This window comes from Paenibacillus sp. MT86, from assembly GCF_058792535.1.
The window spans coordinates 2,048,488-2,062,017 of record NZ_CM179499.1 but is presented as its reverse complement, the minus strand read 5'-3'; the positions used below and the strand labels follow the sequence as shown (position 1 = coordinate 2,062,017).

Annotated in this window: 11 protein-coding genes; 1 reads left to right on the top strand and 10 read right to left on the bottom strand. The window is 53.2% G+C overall.

Going from position 1 to position 13,530, the window contains the following annotated elements; genetic code table 11:
* Positions 1-6 precede the first annotated feature (6 nt).
* The 6 genes from AC3RCL_RS08870 to gpr form a co-directional block, all read right to left on the bottom strand.
* On the bottom strand, positions 7-468 hold the full coding sequence (locus AC3RCL_RS08870; protein WP_036666086.1) for an N-acetyltransferase: 462 nt from the start codon (positions 466-468) through the stop codon (positions 7-9).
* Between the two features lie 75 nt (positions 469-543).
* Positions 544-1,710 carry a radical SAM family heme chaperone HemW gene (hemW, locus tag AC3RCL_RS08865; protein ID WP_096773030.1) on the bottom strand — a complete coding sequence of 389 codons (1,167 nt, stop codon included), beginning with the start codon at positions 1,708-1,710 and terminating at the stop codon, positions 544-546.
* A gap of 207 nt (positions 1,711-1,917) precedes the next feature.
* Positions 1,918-3,735 carry a translation elongation factor 4 gene (lepA, locus tag AC3RCL_RS08860; RefSeq protein WP_492535217.1) on the bottom strand — a complete coding sequence of 606 codons (1,818 nt, stop codon included), beginning with the start codon at positions 3,733-3,735 and terminating at the stop codon, positions 1,918-1,920.
* An 89-nt stretch (positions 3,736-3,824) separates the two neighbouring features.
* Positions 3,825-4,238, bottom strand: a complete 414-nt coding sequence (locus AC3RCL_RS08855) for a hypothetical protein (RefSeq protein ID WP_492535216.1) — start codon at positions 4,236-4,238, stop codon at positions 3,825-3,827.
* A gap of 54 nt (positions 4,239-4,292) precedes the next feature.
* Positions 4,293-5,666 (bottom strand): stage II sporulation protein P, encoded by a 1,374-nt coding sequence (locus AC3RCL_RS08850; protein ID WP_492535215.1) that lies wholly within the window; start codon positions 5,664-5,666, stop codon positions 4,293-4,295.
* Between the two features lie 162 nt (positions 5,667-5,828).
* Complete coding sequence (gene gpr / locus AC3RCL_RS08845; protein WP_015734174.1) at positions 5,829-6,830, bottom strand: GPR endopeptidase; 1,002 nt, start codon at positions 6,828-6,830, stop codon at positions 5,829-5,831.
* A gap of 162 nt (positions 6,831-6,992) precedes the next feature.
* Between gpr and rpsT the strand changes: the two genes are divergently transcribed.
* Positions 6,993-7,265 carry a 30S ribosomal protein S20 gene (gene rpsT, locus AC3RCL_RS08840; RefSeq protein ID WP_009590780.1) on the top strand — a complete coding sequence of 91 codons (273 nt, stop codon included), beginning with the start codon at positions 6,993-6,995 and terminating at the stop codon, positions 7,263-7,265.
* A 242-nt stretch (positions 7,266-7,507) separates the two neighbouring features.
* Here rpsT and holA read toward each other — a convergent pair whose 3' ends face one another.
* The 4 genes from holA to AC3RCL_RS08820 all read right to left on the bottom strand — a co-directional run bounded on the left by holA (position 7,508) and on the right by AC3RCL_RS08820 (position 13,527).
* Entirely contained in the window at positions 7,508-8,527 is a 1,020-nt protein-coding gene (holA, locus tag AC3RCL_RS08835) for a DNA polymerase III subunit delta (protein ID WP_096773028.1), read from the bottom strand.
* Positions 8,528-8,814: 287 nt separating this feature from the next.
* Entirely contained in the window at positions 8,815-10,083 is a 1,269-nt protein-coding gene (locus tag AC3RCL_RS08830) for a zf-HC2 domain-containing protein (protein ID WP_492535214.1), read from the bottom strand.
* Positions 10,080-10,628 carry an RNA polymerase sigma factor gene (locus AC3RCL_RS08825; protein ID WP_009590814.1) on the bottom strand — a complete coding sequence of 183 codons (549 nt, stop codon included), beginning with the start codon at positions 10,626-10,628 and terminating at the stop codon, positions 10,080-10,082. Before AC3RCL_RS08825 ends, AC3RCL_RS08830 begins: the two co-directional genes overlap by 4 nt.
* Positions 10,629-10,812: 184 nt before the next feature.
* Positions 10,813-13,527, bottom strand: a complete 2,715-nt coding sequence (locus AC3RCL_RS08820; protein WP_492535213.1) for a ComEC/Rec2 family competence protein — start codon at positions 13,525-13,527, stop codon at positions 10,813-10,815.
* Positions 13,528-13,530: the final 3 nt, after the last annotated feature.

Below are 13,530 nucleotides of genomic sequence, written 5' to 3'. Positions count from 1 at the left end.
GTCAAGTCAGTTCAGTACTTTAAGAACAGCTATTTCGTCACAAGCATGCTGCTTCTTGCAGTGGATGCAGTCGGTCCATACCTTCTCCGGAAAAATCTCCTTCTCTACGACGGCAAAGCCGTTTTTGATGAAAAAAGATACCTCATACGTCAAGGCCATTACTTTTGGAAGCTCGCGGCGTTTCGCTTCTTCCAGAAGGGTGTCCACCAGCATGGAGCCGATGCCTTGCCCTTTATATCCTTCCGAGATGCCGAGCGAACGGATCTCGACCAAATCGCTTCCCAGCTGACACAATGAACCGCAGCCAATGACGTGCCCTTCGGATTCAGCTACAACGAATTCTCCGATTTGTTTCTCCAGCACTTTTTTGGACCGGGGGAGCATAATCCCCTTCTCGGCATAACCCTGAATCATCTGATACAGCGGCTCGACATCCTCTAACTTTGCTTTTCTGCATACCGCCGACATGTTGTCCGTCTCCCCTTTACACGCTCCGTCATGTTATGAATAAATATACAACAGAGCGCATATAAGTTCAATAGATTAATTTGTCGTCAGGCTTCCTATGAATTCGCCAAACACATCGTTGCCAAACAAAATGCCTTTGCTGCTCAGCTTATACCCGTCTTCGGTGGCATCGAGGAGGCCCGCGCCTACCATTTTATTCAGCGGACCGGCAAAAACATCCTCCATGGAGATCCCGAACTGCTCCCGGAACCGGCTGCGCGAGACGCCGTCCAGCACGCGCAGCCCGACCATCAGGAAATCCTCCATCGCTTCTTCCTTAGATATCTCAAAGCTCTCCAATCTTGGAAGGCCTTTATTGGCTGCTTCATTATAGGGATTGACCCCTTTGATGTTCACATGGCGCTGACGGCCGACATATCCGTGCGCCCCCGCGCCTAGGCCGTAATAGTCTTCGTTGCGCCAATACGTCATATTATGCCGGCTCTCGAAGCCGGGTTTCGCAAAGTTGCTGATTTCGTACTGCTTATATCCGGCAGCCTTCATCCGTTCCATTAAAAGAAGGTACATATTCAGCTCGTCCTCCTCATCCGGAAGCGGAAGCTGGTTTCGCTGGTACATCGTATGGAACAGCGTATTCTCTTCGACCTTCAGGCTGTAGATTGAATAATGCGGGAGTTCGAGCTCCAATGCCTTATCCACGCTTTCCGCAAGCATGTCCAAGGTTTGATTCGGGAGACCGAACATCAGATCGATGGACATGTTGTCAAAGCCTGCTCTTCTGGCGTTATCGAGACTTCGGTATACGTCATCCGTATCGTGAATTCTGCCGATGCCGGTCAGCAATGTGTTCTGGAAGGCCTGCACCCCGAAGCTGATCCGGTTCACCCCGCCTTGGCGCATGACGGACAGCTTCTCCAGATCCGTGGTGCCGGGATTCGCCTCCATTGAAAATTCGATGCTATCGGACCATTCCGGAAAATGGCGCTTCACGCTCTGCAAGAAGTATTCCATTTCGTTCGGCTTCAGCACGGTTGGCGTCCCGCCGCCTACAAAGATGCTTTTGATTCGTCCCGGCGGATTAGCCTGAACGGTCAGCTCCATTTCCTTATCCAGCGCTCGCAAATAATCCATTACCGGCTGATCCTTTAACACGTAGGAATTGAAGTCGCAGTAAAAACATTTATTGGTACAGAACGGAATATGGATGTACACCGCTTCCGTCCGTTGATCGTTTGCCGTCATTCTTTTCTTGCCCCCTCATATACCGCTCTGGCATGACTTACTTTAAGTAACTTCTTGAAAGTTCCTTCTCTACTATAACGCTATGCCTCTTGGAATGAAAGAAAGGAAAGCCGAGAATCGGCTTTCCCATCATTTACATCGAGAAGGCTATACAGGCAAGGAGCGGCTCTTTAACTCAAAGGCCTTCCCCTGCCATTGGCTTCCTAATTACTTGTCGTCGATTTTCAGAACGGCCATGAAGGCTTCCTGCGGCACTTCGACGCTGCCCACCTGCTTCATCCGCTTCTTACCTTCCTTCTGCTTCTCCAGAAGTTTCCGTTTACGGGAGATGTCGCCGCCGTAACATTTGGCAAGCACGTTCTTGCGCATCGCTTTAACCGTTTCGCGGGCCACGACCTTGGTACCGACCGATGCCTGAATCGGCACCTCGAACATTTGGCGAGGAATCAGCTCGCGCAGCTTCTCGCAAATCGCCCGGCCGCGGTGGTAAGCGCGGTCCTTGTGCACGATAAAGGACAGGGCATCCACCTGCTCGGCATTAAGCAGAATGTCCATTTTGACCAGATTGGACCGGCGGTATCCGGACAGCTCATAATCGAATGAAGCATATCCTTTGGTGCTCGATTTCAACTGATCGAAGAAATCGTACACGATTTCCGACAACGGAATTTCATAGGTAATGGTGACGCGCGTCGTGTCCAGGTATTCCATGTTGACGAATTCGCCGCGTTTGTTTTGGCAAAGCTCCATGATCGCTCCGACATAATCATTCGGCACGATAATGGCTGCTTTAACATAAGGCTCTTCGACATAATCGACCTTGCCGACCTCAGGATAATGGGAAGGGTTATCGATTTGAATCTGCTCTCCGTTCGTCAGCGAAATGCGGTAAATCACGCTCGGCGCGGTCGTAATCAGCGGTATGTTAAACTCGCGTTCGATCCGCTCCTGAATGACGTCCATATGAAGGAGGCCCAGGAATCCGCAGCGGAAGCCGAATCCGAGCGCGCTGGACGTCTCCGGCTCAAAGCTGAGCGATGCATCGTTCAGCTGCAGCTTCTCGAGCGCCTCGCGCAGATCGTTGTAGTCCGATGTTTCGATTGGATACAATCCGCAGAACACCATCGGATTGATTTTGCGGTAACCCGGGAGCGGCTCGGCCGTCGGACGCTTGGCATCCGTTACCGTATCCCCGACCTGCGTATCGCCAACGCTCTTGATGCCCGCGACGATGAAACCGACATCGCCGACGTTAAGCTCGTCCACGATGGACATGCGCGGCTTAAAGGCACCCACCTCGATCACCTCGAAGGTTTTGCCGGTAGCCATCATCTTGATCTTGGAGCCGGCCTTGATGCTGCCGTCAATGACGCGAACATATACGATGACGCCCTTGTAAGGATCATAATGGGAGTCGAAAATCAGCGCTTTCAGCGGTTCTTCGGAACTACCCGTTGGCGCAGGCACTTTCTGAACCACCTGCTCCAGGATTTCCTTGATTCCGATGCCCGCTTTCGCGGAAGCCAAAACGGCATCGCTGGCATCGAGCCCGATCACATCCTCGACCTCCTGCTTCACCCGTTCGGGATCGGCGCTCGGCAGGTCGATTTTGTTAATGACAGGCAAAATTTCAAGATTGTTGTCCAAGGCCAGATATACGTTGGCCAATGTCTGCGCTTCGATTCCCTGCGCGGCATCGACAACGAGCAGCGCGCCTTCGCAAGCGGCCAGGCTTCGGGATACCTCATACGTGAAGTCGACGTGTCCCGGAGTATCGATCAGGTTCAATATATACTCCTCGCCGTCATCGGCTTTGTAGTTCAGGCGAACCGCCTGCAGCTTGATGGTAATTCCGCGCTCTCGCTCCAGATCCATCTGATCCAGTACCTGCTCCTGCATTTCACGCGAAGTTAATGCGCCCGTAAATTCCAAAATACGGTCGGCAAGCGTCGATTTCCCATGGTCTATATGTGCAATGATACAGAAATTACGAATTTTTTGTTGTCTTACTTGTACGTCTGTCATGCCTAACCCCCAACAACCACCAGATGTTTGAATCAACTTATTATACCAGTTGAGGGGATGCACAGCAATGCTGAGAATAAAGGCGAAATTTATTCGGTAATCGATCCGAACATCGACACGACCCAGCGGATGCTTTGGTCAGAGAGCTGCTGAAGCAGTCCGGCCGTTTTGTCGGCAAGCACATCGGCAGGCGGTTGGGAGCGTTCGGGGAGCAGGATGTCGCTGGGCGACGGCTCGTATTCGGACAGTGCCGTCTTACGGGCGTCCGGTTCCTGGTCGACGGATTCAGGGGCGGGAGGATGCTTCCGCGTCCCTCCCCATCCATTCCCCTGGGCCGTACCGCCTTGCGGATCCTGAACATGGCCTTGCACCACGGTCTGCGTTCCCCCGGTACCGTCGGCCGGCACTGGCCCTTTGGCCCCTCCAAGCTGCATGCCGACCAATATGCCGATGCCTGTCCATATGATTAGCGCCACAAACCGTTTTCCCAATCTCGACATCATAAGCCCCTCCTTGATTTACCCCTTCATTCCTGCTCCGTTAATGACCCCTTACCTTCAACCTGCTTTGGATGCTTTATCCTCGGCACCTTTATCTCTACCGTCCTTGGCTGCTGAAGCCGACTGCTTCTTCGCTGGATCACTCTCTTTTTTCACACTGGCCTTCTCGGCTTCTTGTTCCTGCCAGTACACGTCGGCGATGATGTCGGCCAGCGCTTCGGCCGTCCGCTGCAATTCTTCCTTCGTATTGTCGATGCCGCCGATTTCGATCAGGATGCTGTTCGGGGACAAGGATTGGTTGTACTCTCCGTTCCCTTGGTCCGCCGATTTGCCCCACACGCCCCGGGAAACGCCGGGATAGGACTTCTCCAGCTTGGCATTGATTTTGCTTGCAAACGCCTCGTTCTGTCTCCAGTTCTCGTTCGCATGTCCGATGATGAAGTACACCTTGGCGTAATTGACGCCGTTTACGGTAGCCGTCGTTTTGTTGTATCGCTGCGAATCCCGGTGGATATCGATCAGATAGTTGATGCCGTCGTTCTGGGACATGGCCTCCATGGCCATCTGGCGCGAGTATTTATAAGAATAGTTATAGTTATATCCTTCCACGGTAGATTGATAATCGCTCTTGTCGTGCAGGGTGCCGATTCCGTTGGCTTCAAGCCTTTTGCTCAGGAAGCTGCCCACCAGCATGACGTTCTTGGTCGGGGATACCGCCCCCGGATTATCGGATGGATGCGAGAGCAGCGGGTTATACGCCTCCTGCGGGTGGGAATGATAGATGAGCACGGATTTCTTCCCGTTCGTTGTCTTTCCGTCCTTGGAGGTGCTTCCGGGTTCATTCTTGCTGCCGGGATCGTCCTTCCCGCCCTGATCCGGAGCATCCTCGCCCTTTCCTTCATTGCCGCTGTTCCCTTGTTCGCCTTGCGTCGGCTCTTCCCCGGTCTCGGCGGGCTCTCCCTCCGCCTGCTCTTCCGCCGGATCCGGCCGGTAATCGGCCGGTGCCTCGCCATCCTCGTTACCGGAGCCGTGCGACAGCTGAACCGGTTGATTAGCCTTCATGCCGGGAAGCTCTCCCGCAAGGAGGCTCTTCGGATCCTTCGGGTTTACGCTCGTCAGGAGCTCAAAGACGAACGTGGACATTTTTTCGCCGGAGAAGCTCGAGGTCTCTTTGGAAGCCGTCATATGCGGCATCTCCATGCCGATCATATCGATGAAAAAATGGCTGGATAACGAAGCGGCCAATCCTTTCATCGACGACACGGGCGAGGAATTCATCCGCTGTTCCGCCATTCCCCCGAGCCCTAGCAAAATAAAAAATATAAGAGAGCCTAGCATCAGTATAATTAACGTACGCCCCATGCTCAGACCTTCCATGACCTTCCGTTTCATTCTGGCAATATTCCAGATGCGGAACTTGCGATTGTTCATAGCGATGTCCTCCTCGGTTCGCCGGGAGATGCCGACCTCATCCAGCCGTTCCCGCGACTCTGTAATCTCTTATACTTCAAATCTATGAACCGGGGAGATTCGATAGAACTAGATCCTGGAAAAATATAAAAGCTCCGATAGATTCGGAGCTTTTACTATGGGTCAGTGGGTATACGCGCCTACATTGCCGGGATCCACGGCTTCATGGAGCGCCGCGTTCAGGCCGGTCGCCACGATGTTGGCGATATCTTCTATAAATTCGTCAATCTCCTTAGGCGTTACGATAAGGTCATGGCCCAGCGGCTCCAGAACCTCCTTCACCAGGGCGAGGCGCTCGCCTTCGGGGATATCGTGCAGCATTCCCATAATCTTGCCCGTCTCCGGCGCGCCTTCCCCGAAGTGGGATTTCATCAGCTCAATCGCATTATTGACGATGGTGGAAGCGTAGCAGACGGTCGGAACGCCGATCGCAATGCACGGCACCCCGAGAATTTCTTGGGTCAATCCCTTGCGCTTGTTGCCGACGCCGGAGCCGGGATGGATGCCGATATCCGCAATCTGGATGGTCGTGTTCACCCGCTCCAGCGAACGCGAAGCCAGTGCGTCGATGGCGATGATCAACTCGGGGCGCGTTTGTTCCACGATGCCTTGAACCGTTTCGCTCGACTCAATCCCCGTCAGGCCGAGAACGCCCGGCGCAACGGCGCTTACCTGGCGATAGCCCGGGGCCACCCGATCCGGCATGAGCTCGAAATACTGGCGGGTCACCATCACGTTCTCCACCACGAGCGGTCCCAACGAGTCCGGCGTCACGTTCCAGTTGCCGAGCCCGACAATGAGCACGCTTGCCTTGGGTCCAATCCCGATCCGGGACATGAAAGCTTCAAACTCGCGGGCAAAAACAACGGATACCTGATCCTGAAGCCCCGTATCGCCCTTGCGAAGATCGGGAACCTCCAACGTGACGTAATGCCCCTTCACCCTTCCGATTTGCTGAGAGGCAGCATCGTTCTCCACATCCAGCCTTGTAATCTTGATTCCGTCCTCCTGCACCACGTCCTCCATAACCCCGGGAATGGGCGCGCTTCCTGTGCCTCCAGCCAGTTCTCTTGATTCCACGGCCAGATCCGTTCGGACCGAGTATTTTTGCAGATCCAGATCCATCTAAATTCACACTCCTCCTCATATTGTTAGTAGTGTGCGAGAGTAAGGGAGAGATTATGCAGAAGTCCGAATGAGTATTGCTTTTTGTCCACCCCCATGCTAAAATATTTTAAGTTGTGAATCATTTCGCTCTATTGAAATGCCTTACAGGAGGTGAATGTAATGCCAAACATCAAATCCGCGATTAAACGTGTAAAGACAAATGACAAACGCCACGCGCTTAACATTTCTCAAAAATCCGCGCTTCGCACAGCTGTTAAAACTGCTGACGTAGCGTTGAACGGTACAGAAATCGAAGCTGCTAAAGTAGCTTTCCAAGCTGCTTCCAAGAAGCTTGATAAAGCCGTAACGAAGGGCCTGATCCATAAGAACGCAGCTGCCCGCAAGAAATCCCGTCTGGCGAAAAGACTAAACGCTCTTACGTCCCAAGCGTAAGAAACGTTTGTTGAATACGACATGGAAAAAGCCCTGAACAGTTCACGCTGCTCAGGGCTTTTTGTGATTAGAAAAACGTTCACCGATGCACACTCTTCCGAGGATTGACCGCTTATAGCGGATGTTTTTCATGCGGGGTCAACTTGGTTTAGCTCTGCAGGTCATACTTTCTGATCTCTAGATGAAAAAGAACGTACGTCCGCTCGCGCGTCCCCGTACGCTCTTGACTTATTTCGGTTCGCTTACGCACCAAGCCGCAGCAGAAACAACTCGATTCCGAGCACCTTATCCACGGCCCCGGTCTTCATCTGGTAATCCAGATTGGCGAGATGGTTCAATATGCCTTCAAGACGTGCCGTCTGAAACTTGCGGGCCTGCTCGCCAGCAATCTTCACCGCATAAGGATGCACCCCGATTTGGGAAGCAATCTGCTGCTGCGAGTAGCTCTGGGTGGATAACGTCTTCACCTGAAGAATGATTCGGAACTGTCTGGTAATCAGGGCCGCAATCTTGATGGGCTCCTCACGCTGCTTCAGCAGCTCATAATAGATCCCGAGCGCCTTGTCCAATCGGAGATTGGCGATATCCTCCACGAGCGCAAACACATTCTGTTCCGTGCTGCGCGCCACCAGCATATCCACGGTTGCAACATCAATGGCTCCGTCGGCTCCCGCATACAAACACAGCTTCTCGATTTCACCCGATAAAGCCTGAAGACTGGTTCCCGCATTCCGAACAAGCGCTTCCGCCGCGCCTGCGCGCAGCGTGCAGCCGCCTTTCTTCACCTGCTGGTCCACCCAGCGAAGAAGTTCGTCCCCGCCCAAAGGCATGAAGGAGAGGGCAACCCCCGACTTCTTGACCGCCTTGACTACCTTCTTGCGCTCATCCAGCTTTTCCTGCCCCACCATAAAGACAATCACGCTATAATCTGCGGGATTGGTCAAATAATCCAGCAAAGCCTCTGGACGATGATCCACTTTCCCGTTATCTTTTGCAGCCGTAAAAAAAGCCGTATCCCGGACGAATATCAGTTTTTTCTGAACCATAAAAGGAACCGTCTCGGCTTCCTCTACCACGGTTTGTATCGGAACTTCCCCTAAATCCATGTGAACCAGCGCAAAATCCCGGTCTTCTTTCGGGATCAGCTGGGCTTCCAGAAATTCGGCGAACTCCTTCATCTGGAATTTCTCGCTGCCGTACAGCAAATAGACGGAAGACACGTCTCCCTGCTTGACCGCCTTGGCCGCCGCTTTGGCATCCATCGGCGTCCCCCCTTTCTACTCTGTACACTATACCAAAAAACAGTGCCCGAATGCGATAGACGTCCAACATAAAAAACGAAATCGCCCACGCGAAAACAAAGAGACCTCGGCTGTAGGCAGCGGCAAGGTCCCTTCGTCCCAACACATCTATATAAACGCCGGCAAGCATGCTCTAGAAACACCTCGCCGCCGGTCATACGACGGTAGTTGGTATAATGCTCTCTCTAATATATTGTATTCATATCTCCCGGCATTGGTGCGCCGAATGTATTTATATCTGTATAATTCTATGGTTTAGGCTGCTTCTGACCCGCAGACGCCGGCGGCTGAGCCTTCTCTATGGAGTAGACGGATTCAACCAGCTCTTTGTTCGTCTGTACCTTGTACTTGAACGTTAAGCCGTCCTCGGACCATTGACCGGATACCCAGCTTCCGCCAAGCGGAATCCTCTCGACCGTTTCGACCGCTTCAGCTGAAGTCTGGTCTCCCGACGGCAGGCGATAGATCACCAGATATTCTGCCTCCAGGGAGGCCCTGTACAGACCATCCGGGGACGGCCATTGTTCCGGCACCATCGCCAGCCCTTGGTACGATCCGGTGGAACGGTCGGAAGATTCCGTGCTTCCAGCGCCTGCATCGCCGGCAGGGTCGCTGATCGGCGGCACCATCTCGGTTTGGACGTCCATTGCTTCATTAGGCGAAGTCTGGATGCTCATGCTCTCCGAGTTCTGCCCAGGCTCGTCGGCCGGAGGGTTCGAAGGGCTTGCGTCATTTTTTTTGGGTACCTCATTGCTGCTTGTTGCAGGTTGGTCTGGCGCTTGAGGCTCCCCATCATTGTTCTTCTGAACCGGAGCATCGGGGACTGCTGCATCTTCCCTGGTGTCTTTAGCCCCATCCGATGGCTCTGTCTTCTCCTTTGATTCGTCGTTCGGGCCCGGATTCGGATCGGATTCCGACGATTCCGGCGGCGAACTCCGCAAACCTGCGGAAGGATCGCTCCCCTCGTTCGCCGTACCGCCAGTCTCCGCGCCGCCATCGGCGGCAAACGGCTGAACCATATCCTGAATCTCCGTCTCGGCCGAATCCTCATTCGCTCCCGCGCTGGTCGTGCTCGCCTCTTCATACGGAATCTCCGCATCGGATAACATCTTCGGTTCATAATTAAAAATAGCGACGCCGAGAATAAGTACAGCGGCGGCAGCCCCGATCGCCGTTCTTCCGCCAACCGTGCTCCACCAGCTGCCCGCACGCCGCGGACGCCGAATGTCCGGCATCATTTCGGCAGGCTCCTGGCTTTTCACGGCCGGAGGTGCGACAAGGCTCTCGCGATCACGGTCGATGGCATCCAGTTTAGGCATGATAGCGTCTACCAGACTGACAGGCGGGGTAACGGCCGGAAGATCTTCAAGCTCTCTGTTTAATGACTTTAATATGTTAAAGGTCTCCGCACACTCGGGACACACGGCAATATGCTGATACATTTGGGCCGTCTCATCGGAAGTAAGATCCCGGTCCAAATAGCGGTGCATGCGTTCCACCACCTCTTGGCAATTCATCCTGATACACCACCTTTCTGATGCTCTTGGAGCATATTCTGCAGCTGCTGCCTGGCCCTGAACAAATAGGATTTCACCGTATTGAGCGGAAGGTTCAGACAATCAGCGATTTCGTTGTAGGACAGGTCCTGCAAATACCTTAAGACAATGACCGTGCGATGATGATCCGGCAGTTGGTTAATGGCCTCCTGGATATCCTGGGCCAGATAGCCCGACATCACTTCCCTTTCCACGTCGAGATGATCCCGAAACACCATGTCATGCTCATCGATGGAAACCGTCGGCTTCGTTCTGCGGAATTTATCGATGCATATGTTGGTAACGATCCGCTGGACCCAAGTCTTGAACTGGGCTTTCTCCTCATAGGAGTTGATCTTCGTATATACGCGTATCAGTGCTTCCTGGGCTGCATCCATGGCATCCTGTTCATTGTTTAAAATGTAATAAGCAGTTCGGTAAACATGTTGCTCAATTTCTCGCAATAGGGTGATTAGAGCGTCGCGATCGCCCGATTGAGCGGCTCTTATGAGTCCCTGCTCCACCACAGTGGATCCCCCTCTCCCTGCATACATACAGACGGATAGAATTAAAAAATGTTGCAGTATGTAACCTATTAATTTTTTCAGGAAACTTCATCTAACTATACCAAATATAAAGATTATAGTCATCCGCTGCATTTTCCTATAAAGATCATACTACGAAACCCGGTCCCAGGAACAGCGGTCGTCTTCATGGAATCTTCGTTCGCGTCTCAATATGCCCGTTCTTGATCCTCATCTGGATTTCGCCATGAAGATTGGTTTGATAGATGATGGATTGAAAACGTTCCAACCGGCCGACCACGTCCGGATGAGGGTGACCGTACATATTGTTGACGCCGGCAGAAATTACCGCAGCCGTCGGCTTCCATGCATTCAGCCATGGCGCGGATGTGGATGTCTTGCTTCCGTGATGGGCCACCTTCATGACGTCGATCCGGTCTTCGGCAGCAAGCCGTGAGGCTGCGTCATCTTGGGATTGCCCCTCCAGGTGCTGCAGTATTTTCCGTTCGGCTGCTTGATCCGTATCCCCCGTAAATAAGACGCGGCTGCCGTTCATCTGAAGGACAAATACTAGTGAAGCATGATTTTGCTCCTTAATCAACGGTAATGCTTTGATGACTTCTCCACTTTCTGGGAAAAGAGGGGATAAAAATCGGATCTCCGTGTGACCGTCAAGTTTCCATTCGGATTCCGCTCCTGCCCGATATACGGGAATGCGCTGTTCAACCGCGGATAACATCAGCTTCCGGAAGGAAGCGGATTCGGTCAAGGTCCCGTTAAACACGACGGATTTCACGGGGATTTCCTGCAAAACAGCCAGGAGTCCCCCTATGTGGTCCTGATCCCCGTGGGTCATGATGACGGCTTCAAGCTGGTGCACGCCCCGTTTTTTCAACAAAGGCACCACCACTTTCGCTCCTACCTCGTACGGAGCTTTCCTTTCCTTCCAGGCATCCTTCTCCTTGCGAAAATTCACCGTCCCGCCACCGTCAATGAGAACATGCTTGCCCGAAGGCGTTGTGACCAATATCGAATCTCCCTGTCCCACATCCAGGAATTGCACCAGTCCCGCCCCTTGCGTAGACGGCGACTGATAGCCGCTGTACAGCAGAACAATCAAAATCCCGGTCAGCAGGGCTATCGCAGCTCCGGGGGCATACCGTTCGATATGATGACTGGCACGAAGGAAGCCTCTCCATCGCAAAGCACCGGCCAATCGACCCACGATCGGCAGCGTGTCCACGCCGGACAAGTCTGCTCTACCGCCCCATGGCGGGCGTCCGTCCAATGGCTCCGTATCATTCGAACCGTTCTGCCCACCCTCGGGATTCTTGAATCTCTTGTTCAGGATGGACAGCAAAGCATACAGGACAACGAAATAACACAGTATCCAGGCTAACGACGGAGACGGCCACAATGTCATAAAAACCGAGGAACCATTCATCCATTCAACGATCCGGAACGTGATATGGTTTAACCATTCGGTCACGGCGGCCAGCCAGCCCGCCCCGCGCATCCATACCCATCCCATCAACAGAGACACCATGCCTAAAGGCAGAACGACCAGGCTAATGACCGGAACGAGGATCAGATTGGCGAAAACGGAAATAAGCGAGACCTGGTTGAAGTAATAGATGGTGAGCGGAAAGGAAATCAGCTGCGCCACGACCGTTATGCCGACGGTTCCCCCCAGCCAGCGGGGCAAGAATGCCAGCAGCGGCATCAGCTTGGGCACGAATATCATCAAACCCGCCGTCACGATGAAGGACAGCTGAAAGCTGACGTTCACGAGAAAATACGGATTCCACACCAGCATGGCAAGCGCGGCCACGCTGAGGATATGCAGCCCATCCTTCAAAAGCCGCCGCCGCGCAGCATACAAACCGATCATTCCCATGATGCCCGCGCGCACGATGGAAGGACTCGCCCCGGTCAGCAGGACATATACGGGAATCAGCCACATCACCACAGTCAGCGAGGCCTCCCTCGTCATTCGAAGGGTTGTGCATACGAATAGCAGGCATCCTACAACCACGGCCACATGCATGCCCGATATCGCAAGAATATGAGTCAATCCCAAACGCGAGAACTCCATGAATGTATCGGGATCCAAGTCATCCTGATTGCCAATGACGAGTCCCTTCATATACCCCGCATGGATGCCGCCGTACAATTGATCCAGCTTGCTTCCAAGCTTGTCGCGAAGGGCATCATTCCATCTGAGAACATGGCTTAATTTCCAGCTGTCTGGCGGTTCGATCACCGCTTGGTCCGAGCCCTTCACTTTGACGATCCAATGAATCTTCTGAGTACGCAAATACTGAAGGTAATCAAACCCGCCAAAATTGCGGGCCACTCCAGGCCTTTGCATTTCCCCGCTCAGCTGTATGCGGTCCCCGCGCTGCCATTGGTTCACAATCTCCAGCTCCGTTTTATCCAGCAGTTTTACTTGGACCATAACGATATCGTCTGTATTCAGCATCATGCTGTCATTCGGATCGGCTTGTTTTTGCACAACCGGGTGATTGGATTGGATCAGATCAGCCCGCTGCAAGGTTACCTGGAAATCAGCCCGGTCGCCATCCACCTCGACAGGAGAAGAAATCACCCCGAACGCAGTAACAGGAATGGGTTCAGTCGACTCTTCCGCTGCAAGGACCGACTCGAGATCACTTACATTCGCCGCATCATGCCATTCCCAGTACGAGCCCGATACGCACAATGAGAACAGCATGCAGATCGTAAACAGGCGCCCTGCGCCCACCCACTGGCATACAGCTAATAATAGAAGAATTAGACCGACCGCAATCACGGCGAGCTTCCATCCGTCATACAGGCATGCAGCACCGCTGCCGATCACCCATAACACGGTAAACACAAGTAATGGCCTTCGTTTCATCATTGA